Annotated in this window: 19 protein-coding genes; 12 read left to right on the top strand and 7 right to left on the bottom strand. The window is 29.9% G+C overall.

The genetic code is table 11. The features are described from left to right. The first annotated feature begins 54 nt into the window (after positions 1–54). From AABM47_RS06520 to bshA, 9 genes are all read left to right on the top strand, one after another. A complete protein-coding gene (locus AABM47_RS06520) occupies positions 55–1143 on the top strand; it encodes an N-acetylmuramoyl-L-alanine amidase (RefSeq protein WP_338410119.1) in 1089 nt (362 codons plus the stop codon). A gap of 49 nt (positions 1144–1192) precedes the next feature. Continuing rightward, complete coding sequence (locus tag AABM47_RS06515) at positions 1193–2146, top strand: MlaD family protein (RefSeq protein WP_338410118.1); 954 nt, start codon at positions 1193–1195, stop codon at positions 2144–2146. A gap of 10 nt (positions 2147–2156) precedes the next feature. Then, positions 2157–3461: a (Fe-S)-binding protein gene (locus tag AABM47_RS06510; protein WP_338410117.1), complete on the top strand. Its 1305-nt coding sequence runs from the start codon at positions 2157–2159 to the stop codon at positions 3459–3461. Between the two features lie 68 nt (positions 3462–3529). Then, positions 3530–3973 carry a phosphoheptose isomerase gene (locus AABM47_RS06505; RefSeq protein WP_338410116.1) on the top strand — a complete coding sequence of 148 codons (444 nt, stop codon included), beginning with the start codon at positions 3530–3532 and terminating at the stop codon, positions 3971–3973. Between the two features lie 54 nt (positions 3974–4027). Then, positions 4028–4819 carry a (Fe-S)-binding protein gene (locus AABM47_RS06500; protein WP_338410115.1) on the top strand — a complete coding sequence of 264 codons (792 nt, stop codon included), beginning with the start codon at positions 4028–4030 and terminating at the stop codon, positions 4817–4819. Positions 4820–4894: 75 nt separating this feature from the next. Beyond that, entirely contained in the window at positions 4895–5377 is a 483-nt protein-coding gene (locus AABM47_RS06495; protein WP_338410114.1) for an ABC transporter ATPase, read from the top strand. Positions 5378–5386: 9 nt separating this feature from the next. Then, entirely contained in the window at positions 5387–8314 is a 2928-nt protein-coding gene (locus AABM47_RS06490) for a glycoside hydrolase family 3 N-terminal domain-containing protein (protein WP_338410113.1), read from the top strand. 72 nt (positions 8315–8386) lie between these two features. Continuing rightward, positions 8387–8842, top strand: a complete 456-nt coding sequence (locus AABM47_RS06485; protein WP_338410112.1) for a DUF1801 domain-containing protein — start codon at positions 8387–8389, stop codon at positions 8840–8842. 64 nt (positions 8843–8906) lie between these two features. Then, a complete protein-coding gene (gene bshA / locus AABM47_RS06480; protein WP_338410111.1) occupies positions 8907–10049 on the top strand; it encodes an N-acetyl-alpha-D-glucosaminyl L-malate synthase BshA in 1143 nt (380 codons plus the stop codon). Positions 10050–10081: 32 nt separating this feature from the next. Here the strand turns inward: bshA and AABM47_RS06475 are convergent, their stop codons facing one another. After that, complete coding sequence (locus tag AABM47_RS06475; RefSeq protein WP_338410110.1) at positions 10082–10876, bottom strand: hypothetical protein; 795 nt, start codon at positions 10874–10876, stop codon at positions 10082–10084. 93 nt (positions 10877–10969) lie between these two features. Here AABM47_RS06475 and aroC point away from each other — a divergent pair, with 93 nt between their 5' ends. Both aroC and AABM47_RS06465 read left to right on the top strand, forming a co-directional pair. After that, entirely contained in the window at positions 10970–12031 is a 1062-nt protein-coding gene (gene aroC / locus AABM47_RS06470; RefSeq protein ID WP_338410109.1) for a chorismate synthase, read from the top strand. A 293-nt stretch (positions 12032–12324) separates the two neighbouring features. Continuing rightward, positions 12325–13845 carry a T9SS type A sorting domain-containing protein gene (locus tag AABM47_RS06465; RefSeq protein WP_338410108.1) on the top strand — a complete coding sequence of 507 codons (1521 nt, stop codon included), beginning with the start codon at positions 12325–12327 and terminating at the stop codon, positions 13843–13845. 52 nt (positions 13846–13897) lie between these two features. Here AABM47_RS06465 and AABM47_RS06460 read toward each other — a convergent pair whose 3' ends face one another. Further along, positions 13898–14311, bottom strand: coding sequence for a DCC1-like thiol-disulfide oxidoreductase family protein (locus AABM47_RS06460; protein WP_338410125.1), 414 nt, complete (start codon positions 14309–14311; stop codon positions 13898–13900). Between the two features lie 59 nt (positions 14312–14370). Next, positions 14371–16539: a DNA mismatch repair protein MutS gene (locus AABM47_RS06455; RefSeq protein WP_338410107.1), complete on the bottom strand. Its 2169-nt coding sequence runs from the start codon at positions 16537–16539 to the stop codon at positions 14371–14373. Between the two features lie 80 nt (positions 16540–16619). Here AABM47_RS06455 and ung point away from each other — a divergent pair, with 80 nt between their 5' ends. After that, positions 16620–17288 carry a uracil-DNA glycosylase gene (gene ung / locus AABM47_RS06450; RefSeq protein WP_338410106.1) on the top strand — a complete coding sequence of 223 codons (669 nt, stop codon included), beginning with the start codon at positions 16620–16622 and terminating at the stop codon, positions 17286–17288. A gap of 15 nt (positions 17289–17303) precedes the next feature. Here ung and AABM47_RS06445 read toward each other — a convergent pair whose 3' ends face one another. The 4 genes from AABM47_RS06445 to AABM47_RS06430 all read right to left on the bottom strand — a co-directional run bounded on the left by AABM47_RS06445 (position 17304) and on the right by AABM47_RS06430 (position 20513). Next, entirely contained in the window at positions 17304–18158 is an 855-nt protein-coding gene (locus AABM47_RS06445; protein ID WP_338410105.1) for a substrate-binding domain-containing protein, read from the bottom strand. A gap of 131 nt (positions 18159–18289) precedes the next feature. After that, complete coding sequence (locus AABM47_RS06440) at positions 18290–19159, bottom strand: nucleoside phosphorylase (protein ID WP_338410104.1); 870 nt, start codon at positions 19157–19159, stop codon at positions 18290–18292. Positions 19160–19191: 32 nt separating this feature from the next. Continuing rightward, entirely contained in the window at positions 19192–19524 is a 333-nt protein-coding gene (locus tag AABM47_RS06435; protein WP_338410103.1) for a translation initiation factor, read from the bottom strand. 35 nt (positions 19525–19559) lie between these two features. After that, complete coding sequence (locus tag AABM47_RS06430) at positions 19560–20513, bottom strand: 2-oxoglutarate and iron-dependent oxygenase domain-containing protein (RefSeq protein WP_338410102.1); 954 nt, start codon at positions 20511–20513, stop codon at positions 19560–19562. Positions 20514–20573: the final 60 nt, after the last annotated feature.

Here is a 20573-nt window from a genome sequence, read left to right as displayed (position 1 = left end):
TTTTTTAAAAAATTATACAGTTAGTAAAATTATAACATACACGATATTTTATTTATGAAAATTTTAAATAGTAACATTCTAATATTGGTTTTATTGGTTTTGATTACCACCTCTGTAACGGCTCAAAATTCTAAATTCAAAGTGGTTTTAGATGCAGGACATGGTGGAAAAGATCCCGGTTCAACATACCATGGAAATATAGAAAAAAACATTTCTTTAAATATAGTATTAAAAGTTGGTGCTATTTTAAAAAATGAAAATAATATAGAAATAATTTATACAAGAGATAAAGATGTTTTTGTGGAATTAGATGATCGAGCAAAAATTGCAAACAAATCCAAAGCCAATATTTTTGTTTCCATGCATTGCAATGCTAATAAAAACATAAACGCTTCTGGAAACGAAACGTATGTAATGGGAATTACTCGAAATGCCTCAAACCTTGAAGTAGCAAAAAACGAAAACTCTGTAATTACATATGAAGATAATTATGAAATTAAATACGAAGGATTTGACCCTAACTCACCTGAGTCTGTTATAGGGATTTCCATACTTCAAGAAGAATATAGAGAGTTAAGTGTTGAATTAGCTTCAAAAGTTCAACAGGCATTTACAAAAAAAACATCTGCTAAGAATAGAGGAGTTAAAGAGGCTGGTTTTTTAGTTCTTAGAAAAATAACAATGCCTAGGGTGCTTATAGAAATGGGGTTTGTTTCAAATATTAATGAAGGTGCTTTTTTAAATTCAGAAAGTGGACAAAATATATTAGCCGAAGCAATAGCAAAATCTATAATTGATTACAAGCTAGAATTTTTTGCCACTCCAACAGTTTCTACTTTAATTAACGAACCTAAAACTACTACAAAAACAGATAACACCTCAATTGATGACACCATCGTTTTTAAAGTTCAAATAGCGTCAAGCAAAAACAATTTAGACACTAAATCTTATAATTTCAATGGTTTAGAACAAATAAGCAAAGAAAAAAAATCGAACACCTATAAGTATTATTACGAAAACACTATGTCATATGAACAGGCTAGCACAAATTTAAAAATTGCAAAAACAAAAGGATATAAATCAGCTTTTATAGTTGCCTTTAAAAATGGTGAAAAAATAAATATGTCAGAAGCTTTAAAATAAACTTGAATTTATAGTTTATAAATAATAAATTTGTAAAAAAGAAAAAAAATTGAAACCAACAAGAGAAATTAAAACTGCTATACTGGTAATATCATCCATTTTATTATTCATCTGGGGTTATAGCTTTTTAAAAGGAAATGATTTATTTGTAAACTATAAAACCCTTTTTGTTAAATATGAAAATGTTGAGGGTTTATCAAGTTCTTCAGTTGTTACAATAAATGGAAAAATTATTGGAAAGGTTATTGATATTACATTAGATGAAAATTGGAATTCAATTGTAGAAATTCAAATTAAAGGAGGCTATAGCATATCAAAATCTAGCATAGCTCAAATTTATGCTCCAAGCCCAATAGGAGGAAAACAAATAGCTATTTTACCAGGAATAGGAACCGATATTATCCAAGACAATGATTTTTTAAAATCATCATCTAAGTTAGGCCTAACAGATGAGCTATCCTCTCAATTGGCACCTTTAAAAGATAAAATTGAAATGCTATTAGATAACGCTAACAAAATGTTAGTTAATATGAATCAAGTGTTAGACATTTCTACTCAAGCCAATCTTAAAAGTAGTATTACCGAACTAAATAAAACCTTAACTCAATTTGGTCAAATTTCTGTTTCGGCTAATCAAATGATTTCTGAAAACAAAACCAAATTAAATTCAACTATTTCTAATTTTGATAAAACAGCAGCAAATTTTGCTTCTATGTCAGATTCATTAGCCAAAAACAATATAGGTTCTATAATTAAAAAATTTGAACATACGCTCACGTCAGTTGATAAACTAATGTATAATGTAGAATCAGGCAATGGCTCATTGGGTAAGCTAATGACCGACGAAAAAATGTATACAAACTTTACTAATGCATCGAAAGAATTAGAATTATTGTTACAAGATTTACGTTTGCATCCTACAAGGTATGTAAATATATCTGTTTTTGGAAAAAAAGAAAAACCTTATATTGCTCCTTCAGTAAATGAGATTAGCAACGAATAAATTTATTTAAATGAATTATATAGACAATATTTTATTTGCAATTATTTTATCCATTGGTATTGGTTATTTTACTTGGAACGTAAAAAAACTAATTCGAAACATAAAATTAGGGAAAGATGTTAATCGAAGCGATAATTCATCAGATCGATGGAAAAATATGGCAATGATAGCATTAGGCCAATCAAAAATGATCAAAAGACCCACAGCTGGTATTTTACATATCATTGTATATGTTGGTTTTATTATTATTAACATTGAAGTATTAGAAATCATTATTGATGGATTATTGGGTACGCATCGCATATTTTCAATTTTAGGTAACTTATATTATTTTTTAATTGCCTCGTTTGAAATACTGGCAGTATTAGTTTTAGTAGCAGTAATAATTTTCTGGATCAGAAGAAATATAACCAAACTTAAACGTTTTTGGAATTCAGAAATGAAAGGTTGGTCAAAAAATGATGCGAATATCATTTTATATTTTGAGGTTGTTTTAATGACCTTGTTCTTAGTAATGAATGCTACCGATGTTCATTTTCAATCTGAAAATTCGGGTAATATTATCTCTCAATTTATTGCACCACTTTTTTCAAATTTTTCAGAATCAACCCTCCATATAATTGAACGTACAACTTGGTGGATTCATATTACTGGAATACTTATTTTTTTAAATTATTTATACTTTTCTAAACATTTACATATTTTATTAGCTTTTCCTAATACGTATTTTGCAGATTTAAACCCAAAAGGAGCTTTAGATAATCTTGAAAGTGTTACCAACGAAGTTAAATTAATGATGGATCCAAGTGCAGACCCTTACGCTGCTCCGTTAGACCCTGATGCAATACCTGCTAAATTTGGTGCTAGTGATGTACAAGATTTAAATTGGGTACAATTGTTAAACGCATACACATGTACAGAATGTGGTCGATGTACTTCATCCTGCCCTGCAAATCAAACGGGTAAAAAATTATCTCCTCGTAAAATAATGATGGATACTCGAGATCGACTCGAAGAAGTTGGTAAAAATATAGATCTAAACAAAGGTGTTTTTATAGATGATCATAAATCGTTATTAAACGATTATATAACTCCCGAGGAGCTTTGGGCATGTACTTCATGCAATGCGTGTGTAGAGGAGTGCCCTGTTAACATTAGCCCTTTGTCTATCATAATAGAAATGAGAAGATACTTGGTTATGGAAAAAAGTGCCGCACCAATGTCATTAAATGCCATGATGTCTAACATTGAAAATAATGGTGCACCATGGCAATACAATCAACAAGACAGATTAAACTGGAAAGACGAAAACTAAACTGATATATTCTAGAAACATCATTAAGGTAAATGATGCTAAAAATTTGAAACAATTAATAAACAAAGATGAAACAAGAAAGTATTGACAAAAATTTGAAAAGTATATCTCACAACGGAGAATTATTAAGTCCAATTTTAGCAGAAGGAATTAAAAATTATTTAATTGATATTGATGGAACAATCTGTGATGATATACCAAATGAAGAGCCAGAAAGAATGGCAACAGCAGAAGTATATCCTGATGCCTTAATAACGCTAAACAACTGGTATGATGAAGGTCACATTATTTTCTTTTTTACTTCAAGAACAGAAGAACACAGATCAGCAACCGAAGATTGGCTAAAGCTTCATGGTTTTAAATATCATGGAATGGTCATGGGTAAACCACGCGGTGGAAACTATCATTGGATTGATAATCATTTAGTTAAAGCAACAAGATACAGAGGTAAATTTACGGATTTAATTGATAAAGAAGTTACCATTCAAGTTTTTGATGATGGACAACACTAACATAAAATACCACAATATATACCTTGTAATCGAATAATTATACCCATTAATAATATGTCGGAAAATTTAGTAGTACCAACAATGGCCGAAATGATGGCTCAAGGAAAACAACCCGAAGTTTTATTTTGGGTAGGATGTTCGGGAAGTTTTGACGATAGAGCTAAAAGAATTACAAAAGCTTTTGTTCGAATTTTAAACCGTGCTAAAGTTGATTTTGCTGTTTTAGGAACAGAAGAAAGTTGTACAGGAGATCCAGCAAAACGTGCAGGTAACGAATTTTTGTTTCAAATGCAAGCCATGATGAACATTGAAGTAATGAATTCATACGCAATAAAAAAAATTGTTACTGCATGTCCACATTGTTTCAATACTATAAAAAATGAATACCCAGAATTAGGTGGTCAATATGAAATTATGCACCATACTCAATTTCTTAAATCGCTACTAGACGATGGAAGGTTAACAATTGAAGGTGGACAATTTAAAGGAAAACGCATTACCTTTCATGATCCATGTTACTTAGGCCGAGCAAACAATGTATATGAAGCTCCCAGAGAATTAATTTTAAAATTAGATGCAGAATTAGTTGAAATGAAACGCTCGCGCGCAAATGGGCTTTGTTGTGGAGCTGGTGGAGCCCAAATGTTTAAAGATGCCGAACCGGGAAACAAAGAAGTTAATATTGAACGAACAGAAGATGCAATAGAAACAAAACCAGATATAATTGCAGCTGGATGTCCATTTTGCAATACCATGATGACAGACGGGGTTAAACTAAAAGAAAAAGAAGGTTCCGTAAAAGTATTAGATATTGCTGAATTAATAGCCAATGCACAAGACTTGTAGTTTAATGTACTAGTAAATGGTTGTTAAACTATTTTAGTATCTTATAATAATTACTTATAATCCAAAACAAAAACAATGTATATACCTTTTGAAGACTTACCAGAACATTCTAAAATTTGGATATATCAGTCAAACAGAAAACTATCTGAAAATGAAGTTACCGAAATAACAATTAATGCCAAAGAATTTATTGAAAACTGGTCTGCTCATGGAGAACCTCTAGAGGCATCTTACATTATAAAATATAATAGATTTATAATTTTTGCGGTAAATCAAGATGTAAAAGCGGCAACAGGCTGTTCTATTGACACATCAGTTCAATTCATACAAGATTTAGAACAAAAATACACTATTGATTTATTAGACAAAATGAATGTAACCTATAAAACAGGAGAATTTATTGCATTTAAAACCTTAATTGAATTTAAGCAATTGGCAAAAAGCAAATCCGTTTCAGAAAATACAATTGTTTTTAATAATTTAGTAAATACAATTGAAGAATGGCAAGATTTTTGGGAAATACCAGCAAGTGAAAGTTGGCACAGTAGGTTCTTTTAAACATAAAACATGTTAAAATATAATTTATTCTTTATCTCTTTTTTCCTTTCGTTATTTTTATTATATCATAAACCGTTGCTTTATTCGAAACATGAAAAACAACAATTTAAAGATATTAATTTAGAAGAACGTTGGGTCGATAGTATATACAAACAGTTAACTTTTGAAGAAAAAGTGGGACAACTTTTTATGGTTGCTGCTTATTCAAATAAAAATGAAAATTATCATACAGAAATTGATAGTTTAATACTTAAATATAAAATTGGTGGCCTTATTTTTTTTCAAGGTGGGCCTGTTCGACAAGCTATATTAACCAACAGATTTCAGTCAGAATCTAATATTCCCTTGTTTATAGGTATTGATGCAGAGTGGGGAATGAGTATGCGCTTAGACTCTACATATAAATATCCTTGGAATATGACGCTTGGCGCTATTAAAAACAATTCTCTTATTGAAAAAATGGGAGAGCAAATGGCAGAACAATCAAAACGGATGGGTATACATTTTACTTTTTCTCCAGTGGTTGATATCAATACAAATCCAAACAACCCTATAATAGGCAATCGCTCTTTTGGTGAAGCAAAAGAAAATGTAGCCAACAAATCTTTAGCTTACATGAAAGGCTTACAAAGCAAGGGCATATTTGCTACTGCAAAACACTTTCCAGGCCATGGTGATACGTCTTCAGACTCGCATCATACTTTACCAAGAGTAAACTTTACAAGCAAACGTATTGATAGTATTGAACTGTATCCTTATAAAAAACTTATAAAAAATGGTTTAGCTAGTATTATGGTTGCCCATTTAAACGTGCCCAATTTAGAACCACAAGAAAATTTACCTTCATCGTTATCCTATAAAATTGTAACCGATTTACTAAAAAACAAATTAAAATTTAACGGATTAATTTTTACTGATGCATTAAACATGAAAGGAGCAAGTAACTTTAAATTACCAGGAGATATTGATTTAGCCGCTTTTTTGGCAGGTAATGATGTTTTGCTTTTTGCTGAAGATGTTCCAAAAGCTGTTTTGAAATTTAAAGAAGCATATGATTCGAACATCATAACTAAAAAACGATTGGAACATTCGGTTAAAAAAATATTAAAATACAAATTTAAAGCGGGTTTAAAAAACTATAAGCCTATTGAGATCAATAATTTAGTTGAGGATTTAAATAAGGAGGCGTATGAAGTTTTAAACGAAAAACTTTTTCAAAACGCAATAACAACACTTCAAAATAAAGACGATATTATTCCTCTAAAAGCAAATAATGAAAAAATTGCATACCTTAAATTAGGAGATGATTCAAATGCTACTTTTATTACAAAATTAAATTCGTTTACTAACGTTTATGATGTAACAGAAAATGATTTAGAAGCGGTTCTTGAACATTTAAAAGAATATTCGAAAGTTATCATAGGCTTTCATAAAGACGATAATATTTGGAAAAAAAATAGCCTAACAAATAAAGAAATTGAGTGGATTAATACCATATCAAAAGAAAAAAAGACCATAGTTGTATTTTTTACGCGACCTTATTCATTACCTTCTACACTAGAATATAATGAAATTGAAGGTTTGGTTTTAGCCTATCAAAATAATAATTTTACACAAAAAATTGTACCAGACATAATTTTTGGACTAAAAGAATCAATAGGAAAAATACCTGTTTCAATCAATGAAAGATTTATAATTGGAGATGGAATAGAAACTAAAAAAATTAATGTTTTAGGATATGATACTCCAAAAAACCAAGGGATTGACGGGGCTAATCTATACAAAATTGATTCAATTGTAAAGATGGCAATCGATAAAAAAATGACACCAGGAGCTCAAATTCTTATTGCCAGAAGAGGAAAGGTAATTTATCAAAAATCTTTTGGAAATCACACTTATAACAACAGTCTTCCTGTTCAAAATGATGATTTATATGATGTTGCTTCTTTAACCAAAATTTTAGCAACACTTCCGGCTGTGATGCAATTATTTGATAAAAATGAAATTAAATTAAATACTACATTATCAGAGATGTTGCCTTTTTTTAAAGGAAGTAATAAAGAAAATGCTTCATTATTAGATATGCTAACACACCAAGCTCAATTTTTACCTTGGCTTCCTTTTTATAAAAATACTTTAGACAAAAATAGCAAGCCAGATTCTTTATACTATAGTCCATATTCTTCAACTGAATTTCCATTTAAAGTAGCAGAAAATTTATATTTACGAAAAGATTATAACGATAGCATTGTAGAGCAAATTGCAAAAAGCGAATTACTGCCAACAAAAAAATATAAATACAGTGATTTTTCGTTCATTTTACTCAAAGAATATCTAGAACTAAAAACACACAAAAAATTAAATATTTTAGCAGAAGAAAGTTTCTATAAATTATTAGAAATGAATCATACAACGTTTAAACCACTTGAGAAATTTAACCCCAATACAATAATCCCTACTGAAGAAGATCATTATTTTAGATACCAAACCATTCAAGGAAATGTTCATGATATGACAGCGGCAATGCAAGGAGGAGTATCAGGGCATGCAGGCTTATTTTCAAATGCATTAGATGTAGCAAAAATAATGCAAATGTATTTACAAAAGGGTAAATATGGAAATACTCGTTTTTTTTCTGAAAAAACGATGAATACTTTTAACACTTGTTATTTTTGTGATAAAGACAATAGAAGAGGCGTAGGCTTTGATAAACCACAATTAGGAACATCGGGTGCCACATGTGGATGTGTTTCAATGCAGAGTTTTGGACATACAGGATTTACGGGAACAATGGCTTGGGCTGATCCTGAAAAAGATATTGTATATGTATTTTTGTCAAACCGAACTTATCCCGATTCTAATGCTGCCAATAGTTTGTCAAAAAACAACATCAGAGAAAATATTCAAAAGGTTATTTATGAAAGTATTATTGAATAAATTGAAGGACTGAATATAAATGTAAAAATTGCAATCACGAATTTAATTATACACCAACTCCAAATTATAGTTTTGACTTTACAAGCTTTAACAATAGACCAATATATACAAAACTTACCGTTAGATAGGGCAGAAGCCATTACTGAATTAAGAAAAGTAATTAACGATAATTTACCTAAAGGTTTTCAAGAACAAATGAGTTATGGAATGATTGGCTATGTTGTTCCTTTTAAAATATATTCTAACGGCTACCATTGCAACCCAAAATTGCCTTTGCCATTTATGAATTTTGCTTCTCAAAAAAACAGCATCAATTTGTATCACATGGGAATTTACGCTAATTCTAAATTATTAAATTGGTTTACAACAGAATATCCAAAACATTGCAGCACTAAATTAGATATGGGAAAAAGTTGTATCCGTTTCAAAAAAATGAATCAAATACCATTTAAATTAATTGGAGAATTAGTACAAAAAATATCAGTAAAACAATGGATTGAAACTTATGAATTAAAGTATAAAAGATAATTTAACAAACTTTTGTTTACTGTTATTTTTATTAATAGTAATTTTATGCCAAATTATATATGAAATGAAAATTGCTATTGTTTGTTATCCAACTTTTGGCGGTAGTGGTGTTGTGGCAACCGAATTAGGTTTAGAGTTGGCCAAAAAAGGACACGAAATACACTTTATAACCTATAGCCAACCTGTACGTTTAGCCTTGTTAAATAATAATTTACATTATCACGAAGTACACGTTCCCGAATATCCATTATTTCTATATCAACCTTATGAATTAGCTTTATCTAGTAAATTAGTAGATATGGTGAAATTATATAAGATCGAAGTTTTACATGTTCATTATGCCATTCCTCATGCTTACGCAGGTTATATGGCAAAAAAAATGTTAGAAGATGAGGGAATCAGAATTCCAATGATAACAACACTTCATGGAACCGACATTACATTGGTTGGTAATCACCCTTATTATAAACCAGCGGTTAGTTTTAGCATTAATAAATCTGATATTGTAACCAGTGTGTCTAATAGTTTAAGAGATGAAACATATCGCCTTTTTGATATAAAAAAAGAAATTGTTGTGATTCCAAATTTCATTGAACCTTCTAAATTTTCATTAACCGAGGAGGTAAAGTGTGGCAGAAATGTAATGGCTCATGATAATGAAAAAATTATTACTCATATTTCAAACTTCAGAAAAGTAAAGCGAATTGATGATATCGTTAAGATCTTTTACAACATTCAAAAAACAATACCAGCCAAGTTAATGATGGTTGGTGATGGACCTGAAAAACAAATGGCAGAAGACTTATGTAACACTTTAGGTATTTATGATAAAGTCGTTTTTTTTGGAAACAGTTCAGAAATAGATAAAATATTATGCCACTCAGATTTGTTTTTACTACCTTCTGAAACAGAAAGCTTTGGTTTAGCCGCTTTAGAGGCAATGTCTTGTGGAGTTCCCGTTATTTCAAGTAATTCGGGCGGTTTGCCAGAAGTTAATATCGATGGTTATTCGGGATATTTAAGTGATGTAGGAGATGTTGACTCAATGAGTAAAAATGCAATTTCTATATTAGTTGATGATGAAAAATTAAAAACATTTAAGAAAAATGCAAAAGAAGTAGCCTCTCGTTTTAACATACTAAATATTGTACCCATGTATGAAAATGTATATACACAAGCTATTGAACTAAGCAATCAAAAAGCATAATAAAACTACTTTAAAATTTATATATTTCTTTTTTAATTTAACAAATATACATCTAAAAACTCTTCCACAATTTGATTAGCAGATTCAGGAAAATCAATAGGTAATAAAGGATTTGAGTTTAAGGTGTAATTAATTACAGTATGATTGTATACCAATCCTATATTTTTACTGTAATATTGAGATGAAACTAATACATCTTGAGCATTCATAATTGGCACAGTTATTCCTGAAAAACTTGTAGTAATTTTTAAATTTAAAATTACTTTTGATTTTGTGATATCATTGTAAGTTATACCATTAGAAGTGTAAGAAGCCATAGTACCATTTCCTTCTGAATAAAATGTATATTCAAAAGTTAAAGGATATCCACCAAGTTTTTGCATAAAACTACCCGAAGTTGAACTTAATTGTTCGCCATTTGTTGCATTCTCTTTTAAAATCACAAAATCAGTAACCGAAAAACTAAAATCAACTGGAAGTACAGCCGAAATACCTATAGAACCTGATAATTTTAAAGAAGATCCGTCAATACGTAAGCCATTGTTTTTAAGAAACCCAGAATAAAATCCATTATTAATTGGTAATGTTTTCATTTTTTTATGGGTTACATTATTTATTAATGTATCATTGGCAACATAAAGTGAGTCTCTTGTCCAGGTCTCTGGTATTGAATTAGTTGTTTGACTATTGACATTATATGTCCAATAATTAGAATCTATTAAAGGTAAAGCAGTTTGAACTATATCATTAGTATTAAGGTCTTCATCAGAATTACAAGAGGTTAACAATAGTGATAAGATGGGTACTAATAAATATTTTACTTTCATGGTATGAGTTTTGGCGAATATATAGATTAGAAACTATATATTTTCCTTTTATTGTTAATAATTTTTATACTTTTGTATATTAAGTAAAAGATTATGTCAGGAAACACATTTGGAAAGGTATTTAAATTAACAACTTTTGGGGAATCTCATGGTGAAGCAATTGGCGGAATTATTGATGGTTGTCCACCTGGAATTGAACTTAATTTTGAAGCTATTAGAGTTGAAATGCAAAGGCGAAAACCAGGTCAATCAGCTATTGTAACCCAACGAAAAGAGGAAGATGAAGTACAATTTTTATCAGGCATTTTTGAAGGAAAGACTACTGGAACTCCAATTGGTTTTATAATTCCAAATACCAATCAAAAATCCAATGATTATTCTGAAATTAAAGATTCATATCGCCCCAGTCATGCTGACTACGTATATGAACAAAAATATGGTATAAGAGATTATCGTGGTGGAGGCAGAAGTTCTGCTCGCGAAACAGCCAGTAGAGTAGTTGGGGGGGCAATTGCAAAACAAATAATTCCTAAAATAGTAATTAAAGCTTTTGTTTCGTCTGTTGGTGATATTTTTATAAACAAACCTTATCAAGAGTTAGATTTTATGAAAATAGAATCTAACGATGTCCGTTGTCCTGATGAAAAAACAGCACAAAAAATGGAAGATTTAATTAAAAAAATTAAAAAACAAGGTGATACTATAGGCGGAACAATTACATGTGTAATTCAAAATGTACCTATTGGACTTGGAGAGCCTGTTTTTGATAAATTACACGCTGATTTAGGAAAAGCTATGTTATCTATAAATGCTGTTAAAGGGTTTGAATTTGGAAGTGGGTTTTGTGGGGCAAGTATGAAAGGAAGTGAACACAATGATTTACATAATGAAGATGGTACTACTAAAACAAATTTGTCTGGCGGAATTCAAGGAGGTATAAGTAACGGCATGGATATTTATTTCAGAATAGCTTTTAAGCCTGTTGCTACATTAATTCAGAAGCAAGAGGTATTAACTTCATCAAATCAAATTAGAGAGCAACAAGGTAAAGGTCGACACGATCCTTGTGTTTTGCCAAGAGCAGTACCTATAGTAGAAGCTATGGCCGCATTAGTTATAGCAGATGCTTTTTTAATTCATAAAGTTGTAACATAATTTTTTCTTTTTTGTACTTAAATACCTTTAGGCATATACCTAAAGGTATTCGTGTTTTTATTGATTTTTTTAATAATCTTATTTAATGCATTTATTTATAAATGTATTTTTATAAGTTAGATTTTAATTTGTTCGTATATTATTACAAAAAATAAATTAGAATTAGTTCCAATAATATAAAGTTTAGGTTGCTTATTTTTTATCTAATACCTAAGCAACTTAAACTTTATATATAAATAATCTTTTTTGTAAGAATTTTTTTATATTTTTGAGTAAATATTAAAAAAATTATTATGAAAAAACTACTACTATTACTATTGCTCTCTTTTTCAAATATTTCTGTGTTTTCACAATCTACTTGTGCTACTGCTCTTGCAATAACAACCAATGGTGATTATGTCTCAGGTTTAATTGATGGTTCATATCCTACAGGAACATTATGTTTTACGTCTGGTTCAAGTACACCAAATGCAAAATGGTATTCCTACACACCAGCGTATAATGGTATATTGTCAGTCTCATCTGAAATTGCTATAAACCCAGGTGGAACAACGGGTATAGATTCTAGGTTAGGCATATATACAGGTACCTGTTCTACCTTAGTATGTATTGCCGGTAATGATGACGTAAGTGATACTGATTATCGCTCAGCTGTAACTGATCTTGTTGTTTTATCTGGAACGACGTATTATATTGTTTGGGATGATAAATGGGATAATACATCTTTTTCATTTAACATAAATTTTACAGCTCAATCGTGTTTTGTACCAACACTATTTACTTATACAGCAGCACCAACAACAACAACTGCTGGTATTGGATGGACAGCTCCAACATCAGGATCTGCTCCAACAGGATATGAATTTGAATATGGAATATATGGCTTTACTCAAGGCTCGGGTACAACTTTAAGCCCTGCTACTAATAGTGTTTCATTAACTTCTTTAAGTCCAAATTCTGTTTATGATTTTTATGTTAGAACAAATTGTGGTTCAGGTTCTTATAGTGTTTGGAGTGGTCCAATTTCTTTTAATACAGTTTTTGAACCAGTTACACCACCTTACAATACTGGATTTGAGCATACTACTCCAAGTTATATTGGATGGTTTGCACCAGCAGCAACTTCAGGAAATGCCTTTTACTTTAATATGGGAGGAACTGGTTCATTATTAGTACAAGAAGGACAATATGCATTAACTGCAGTAAGTAGTACTACTGCTGCTTCAAATGCATTTGCTATTTCAAGAGGTATTAATTTAGAAGGTGGACAAGCAGTTACAATTTCATTATATGCAAGAAATTATTTAGCGGCTAACAATACTACAAGTACTTCAAGTTATAATGTAACATATGGCGCAACTCAAACTATTGCTGGTCAAACTTATGTTGTAGCTACTGAAACTGCTTTAAGTGCAATAACTTTTGCAGAAAAAACATATACTTTTACTCCAGCAACTACTGGTGTTTATTATATTGGTATTAACAATTTAAATCCAATTAATACCGGTGGAAATACTCATGCATTTTTTATTGATAACTTTACAGTTACACAAGTTTTATCAAATAATACTTTTGTTAATTCTAAAATAGGAGTTTATCCAAATCCCGTAAATAATTCTTTTGTAATTGAAAACAAGGATTTATTAAACATTACATCATTAACCATCTCTGATATTAACGGAAGAACTGTTAAGAGCATTAATGTAAATTTAATTGGAAATGAAATAAACATTTCTGAGTTAAATGCGGGTATTTACTTTTTAAACATTGCTACTGATAACGGTTTAGCTACTAAAAAAATTATAAAAAACTAATGCGATTTTTATATTAAACAAAAAAACTCCTTATTTGTATAAGGAGTTTTTTTTATATAAATTTCTGTAGTATTTCGTTACTAGGTATTAAACAATGACTCTTTTTACCATACCATTTGTATCTGTTTTTTGCTATAAAGTCATACACAATATCCAAAATAAAAGTAGGAATACATTTAAATAATGACAATAAGGGATATAATCCTCCTAAATGTTTTGCAATATTAATAGCCGCTTGAGACTTGCAGTAATAACCTTTATTAGGTTCAAATAATATAATAGAATCTGTTTTAAAGCGGTTTACTCCAATATGATTGATGATGAATTCTCCAAATTCTGATTGTAAGGATACAAATCTAAATATATCTTTTGAATCTCTTTTGATAATCAATTGAACAGATGCGTCACACAAGTTACAAAAACCATCAAATAGAATAATTTTTTTGCCTTTAGGTATACGCGCTATGTTATTAATTTCATTCATTTATGATGATGATAAAGAAAGTTTTTTTATTACCTAAGTCACTACACAGGTTGTACATATACCAATTCCGTTAAATTTACTTTAGACATAAAAATACCATAATTAACTGTTGCTTTTGTTTTTTCAATCTTATCAAGTGTTCCTATAGCTTTACCTTCTTTCATTCGTACTCTGTCGCCTATTTTTAAAACAATTTGTGGTATATATTCTGCTTCTAATTTAGCATTTATTTTCTTTTCTTTTTTTGCTACTCTAATTTTTTCAACTTTAATCTCAACTTCTTTGATAATTACTTGTTTAACAATTTCGGCTGCTTTTTTTTCTTTTACGGTTGCCTTCTTTCGTTTTGAGTTTTCAATTTCTACAATTTTTAACAATTCGCCTATTAATATTTTTTTATCTTTATTATTAAAATATTTTTCGGCAATATCATCTACTTTTTGACCCATATAAATCAGGCGCTGATTGGCATCATATAATTCTTGATAACGTTCTAATTTATCTTGAATTTTAATATTAATACTTTCCATTTTTTTTCCTTCTTCACGAGCTTTTGTTTCTTCTTCTTTTAAATTATTTGATGTTTTTTCTAATTTAGAACGTTCTTTTTGTAAAGTTGCAATCGTTTTATCAAAACGAACTTTTCCTTTTTCAATTTTCTTTTTGGCTCGATTTATTAATCCAAACGGAATACCATTTTTTTGTGCAACCTCAAAGGTAAATGAACTTCCGGCTTGACCTAAGTGTAATTTATATAAGGGTTCAAGAGATTTTTCATCAAAAAGCATATTAGCATTTGTTGCAAAGGGCAGTTCATTTGCTAAAATTTTTAAATTACTATAATGCGTGGTAATAATTCCATAAGCTTCACGATGATAAAATTCTTCTAAAAAAGTTTCAGCTAGGGCTCCACCTAGTTCAGGATCAGAACCAGTACCAAATTCATCAATTAAAAACAATGTTTTTGCATTACATTTTTTTAAAAACTGGTTCATGTTTTTTAATCGATAACTATAAGTACTTAAGTGATTTTCAATCGATTGATTATCACCAATATCTGTTAATATTCGATCAAATAAAAACGTTTTACTGCGTTCATGCACCGGTATTAGCATACCGCTTTGTAACATTAGCTGCAATAAACCAATGGTTTTTAAGGAAATTGTTTTTCCGCCGGCATTTGGGCCAGAAATAACAATAATTCTATTGGTATTTTCTAATTCTATCGTCTGTGGAAAAGTTACTTGATTTTTTGATTTGTTATTCAAATATAAAATAGGGTGATAGGCATCTTTATAAAGCAAGTGTTTTTCATCTGTAATTTCGGGCAACACAGCATTTAATTTAAACGCATATTTAGCTTTTGCAGCAATTACATCTATATCACTAAGAAAATCTTGGTATTGAAAAAGCAAATTGGTAAACGGCCTAATTTCAAGACTTAACGTTCTTAAAATACGTTGTATTTCCTCGCGTTCTTCATATTCTAAATTATTTAATTCTCTCGAATAACGCAAAGTAGCTTCAGGTTCTATATAGGCTATACTACCGGTTTTAGAATTGCCTAATATTGATCCTTTTACTTTTTTTCGATACATGGCCAATACAGCTAAAACCCTTCTATTTTCAACAACCGACTCTCTAATGTCATCTAAATAACCCAATGAATTATATTGGCTTAAGGCCAAACCAAAACTTTGGTTTACTTTTCCTCTAACAAGATTTATGTCTCTACGTATTTGAATTAAATCTGGTGATGCATTATCTTTAATTTCACCATGTTTGTCTACAATTTCATCAATTTTTTGAATAATGTACTTGGTATGCTCAACTGCAGATGCTTTTTTATTTAATTTAGGATAATAATCATTAAATTTTTGAAAAAACTTGATTAAAAAATTTGCTGTTTCTGATAAGTTAGCAATTTTTCTAAAGATAATAACTTCTAAAAAACTATCTTCTATTTGTAAAAACGCAATGTCTTTTGTTAAATTTTCAAAACCGTGATTTGGAATAGTGTTATTGTTTGAAAAAGACGCTAAATATTCAGACGTTTGGCTCAAAGAATCCATCAATTCTGACTTTTCTTTAAACGGTACAATTTGTAATGCCTTTTGCACTCCAATTTCCGTATTGCATTTCTCGGAAACAGTTTCCAAAATGGTTGTGAATTCTAAATCCTGTAGTGTTTTTTGAGTAATCGAAATCATATGATGAATTGAGTAACAAAGTTACAAAGGATAGTAGATTAATTTGAGAAGAATTTTATATTTTTGGTAAAATTTAATATATGTTAATGAATATTTCAACTTCTTGGCAAAAAAAACTTAAAAATGAGTTTGACAAAGACTATTTTAAAGAATTAATCGTTCAGGTTGAAAATGAATTTAGGTCATCTATTTGTTATCCACCAAAAGAATTTATTTTTAATGCTTTTAATTCGTGTTCTTTTGACCAAGTAAAAGTCGTAATTATTGGGCAAGATCCCTATCACGGAGAAGGAGAAGCAAATGGCTTGTGTTTTTCTGTAAATGATGGTGTAAAAATTCCTCCTTCATTACGCCATATTTTTACAGAAATTTATTCTGATTTAAATGCAATTTTTTTACCAAATACAGGAAATCTAGACCGCTGGTCAAAGCAAGGTGTGTTATTACTAAACACTACGTTAACAGTTAGAAAAGACACACCTAACAGCCATAAAACTCTAAAGTGGAATCTTTTTACTGATGCAGTTATTCACTTAATTTCTGAAGAAAAAAAAGGTGTTGTTTTTTTATTATGGGGCGCTTTTGCTCAAAAAAAAGGATCTAAAATTAATAAAAATAAACATCAAGTATTTGAATGCGGACATCCCTCTTTTGCTCATTCACATAAAAAATGGTTTGGAAATCAACATTTTAGTAAAACAAATACTTATTTAATTAAAAATGGAAAAAAGCCTATTGATTGGTTTTGATACCTAAAAAAATTTTCAAAAAAATGTTTTTACAACATGGTCATATTTAATGTCATTATCGATTATTTTTAGTTCTAATAACTGGTTTTTAATTTTGTGGAATGCAGTTTCATCTAATTTTTTTTGTGACCATTTTGTCAAAGCCAACCATTCTTGAACATCCTTAAGTTTTAAATTGTATTTTGATGCTACAGATCTATCGATACTCGGTATTGATTTAAAATCTGCAGTTGTAACATTGATAATTTCAAGAATTTGACCAATAATATTTGCGTTTTTTTCTAGAATTTCATTTCTAACAGCAATAACAAAACAAGGCCAAGGGCTAGGGCAGTCGGCTACTTTTCTAAAAACGCCTTCATCAACTAAAGGTTTAGTCATAAATCGTTCCCACATAAAATAATCAGCTCTGCCCGAACGTAATGCTTCAACAGCACCATCAATTGTATTTACCAATTCAAATTTAAGTGCAGTTGTATCCCAATTTTGATTTTCAGCATTTACAATACTCATCAAATGAGAACCCGATCCATATCTTGATATAGCTGGTGTTTTATCTTTTAAATCATTTAATGTGCTATACTTCGAATTTACATCTACATGAATACCCCAAATTAAAGGACTTTGAACGTAAACTTGAACAATTTTAGATTCGTTTCCAGCATTTATATCTTTTACAATTCCTTCGGTTAAAATTACCGCTATATCTGTTTCACCATTTCTGAGCATTTGACACATTTTACCCGTTCCTTCAGGAACATTAGTCCATTTTAAATCGACACCAACTTGTTCAAATTCACCATTTTCAATACACATAAGCCAGGGTAAATTAAAATGTTCGGGTACACCAGCGATTTTTATTGTTTTCATAAAAAAATAATAATTTTTATTAAAAGGATATCAAATACAAGAAATTTTTTATTCTAAATATATTCGGTTATTAAATTGCAGACCTCTCTTTTATCTTAAATATACCTGAAATATTTTTTAAAACATACTGGTTAGTATTCAATAAGTTTGTTTAAGGTATAATTAATTAACTCGTCAATAACTTTTTCAGGATTATTGCTGATTTCTCCAGTAGCTCTGTTGGCAAGAATAGCATTTAAAGACAAGCATTGATGGCCTAATAATTTTCCTAATCCATATATAGCCGTTGTCTCCATTTCAAGATTTGTTAATTTTAATCCTTTGTAATTAAAATTACTCATTTTTGTGTTTAAATTTTCATCTTGAACAGGCAAACGAAGTATTCTTCCTTGTGGACCATAAAACCCTGGAGATGTTGCCGTAAACCCTTTTATAATAAATTCGCTTTCAAAAGTATCTTGAAGCGTTTTACTTGATTTAATTACATAAGGCCTGCCTTTTTTTAAATCCCAATCGGTTTGAAGCATAAACGCATGCTCTATTTCATTTTCACAAATTGTATCTATTGCGTAGGAGCGAAGCATATTATCTAAACCAATGCCATATTGGCTCATTAATAAGCTGTTACAAGGTATTTCTTTTTGAATAGAACCCGAAGTACCAATACGAACAATATTTAATGATGTAAGGTTTTTTTTAGGACTACGGGTAGTAAAATTAATATTAACTAAAGCATCTAACTCGTTTAATACAATGTCAATATTGTCAGGTCCTATACCTGTTGAAATAACGGTTAATCTTTTTCCTTTATATAATCCGGTTTGGGTTTTAAATTCTCTTTTTTGAATGGAAAACTCAATACTATCAAAATGATTGGTTATTTTTTCAACTCGATTTTGATCACCAACAAAAATAATATCAGAAGCTATATGTTCGGGCTTTAAATTTAAATGATAGACGCTTCCATCGGGGTTCAAAATAAGTTCTGAGTTTTGTAACATTAATTTTTTAACTATTAAATTATTAAAGCATTTTAACCGCCTACACGTTTTGTTTTAAATCCTTTATCCTGAAGGAGCTTCATGATTGTGTCTCTATAATTTCCTTGGATTATTATAGCTCCCTCTTTGAAGGTTCCTCCTACAGATAATTTAGTTTTTAATTCTTTTGCTAAATATTTAAAATCTTCTTCATCTCCTTCATAACCTTCTATTATTGTAATTGGTTTTCCTTTTCTTTTTTCAAATTTACAAATCATAGGTTCTTTTTGAACAAATAATTCATGATTATTATCCTCGATAGTTTCGGGTTCATTAAAAACTTCATGATCTGGAAATAGTTTTTTTAACTGTTCACTTAAATCCATAATTATTTTAAATTATTTTTTTTAAGGCCTTAAAATTATTTTTTAATCAAGCCTAAATCTACAAGTCTTTCATGTAAATAATCACCAGCAGTTATATCTTCATACAATTTAGGATGCTGTTCGTCTATACAGTCTGAAAGACAATTTAAATTCATATCGCTCACAGGGTGCATAAAAAAAGGGATAGAATATCTGGATTTGCCCCAAAGTTCTTTTGGTGGATTGACCACTTGATGTATTGTAGATTTTAATTTATTATTGGTATGACGGGATAACATATCACCTACATTAATCATCAACTCATCAGATTCTGCAATTGCATCTATCCATTCTCCATTGTGATTTTGTACTTGCAATCCTTTTCCTTGAGCACCCATTAAAAGAGTGATCAGGTTAATATCACCATGAGCCGCAGCTCTAACAGCTCCGTCTTGAGGTTCGTTTGTGATAGGTGGGTAGTGAATAGGCCGTAATATACTGTTTCCTTCTGTGATGTATTTGTCAAAATAAAGTTCATCTAAACCTATATATAAGGCTAAAGCGCGCAGCACATATATACCTGTTTTTTCCAACATTTGATAGGCTTTTTTACCTGTTAAATTAAAATTTTCTAATTCATTAACCAAAACGTTATCAGGGTATTCTGCAGCGTATTTTGAATCTTTAGTTACGTATTGACCAAAATGCCAAAACTCTTTCAAATCTCCAGCAGAACGTCCTTTGGCGTGTTCTTTTCCAAAGGAAACATAGCCACGTTGACCTCCAATACCTGGTATTTCATATGCTGATTTTATATCTACAGGTAAATTGAAAAAGTCTCTTATTTCACCATATAAATTTTCAACTAATTCATCATCTAAAAAATGCCCTTTTAATGCTACGAATCCAATTTCTTCGTAGGCTTTGCCGATTTCATTTACAAATTTTTGTTTACGTGCCAAATCATCCGACAGGAAATCACGTAAGTCTACACTAGGAATTTTTTGCATAGTATTTCTTTTGGTTACTAACTTATAATGGGCTTAACATATTTATTAAGATCAAAATTA

Origin of the sequence: uncultured Flavobacterium sp. (genome assembly GCF_963925415.1) — a bacterium.
GTDB lineage: Bacteria > Bacteroidota > Bacteroidia > Flavobacteriales > Flavobacteriaceae > Flavobacterium.
Note: the sequence above shows the minus strand (reverse complement) of the source record. Positions and strands in the feature narration are given on the sequence as shown.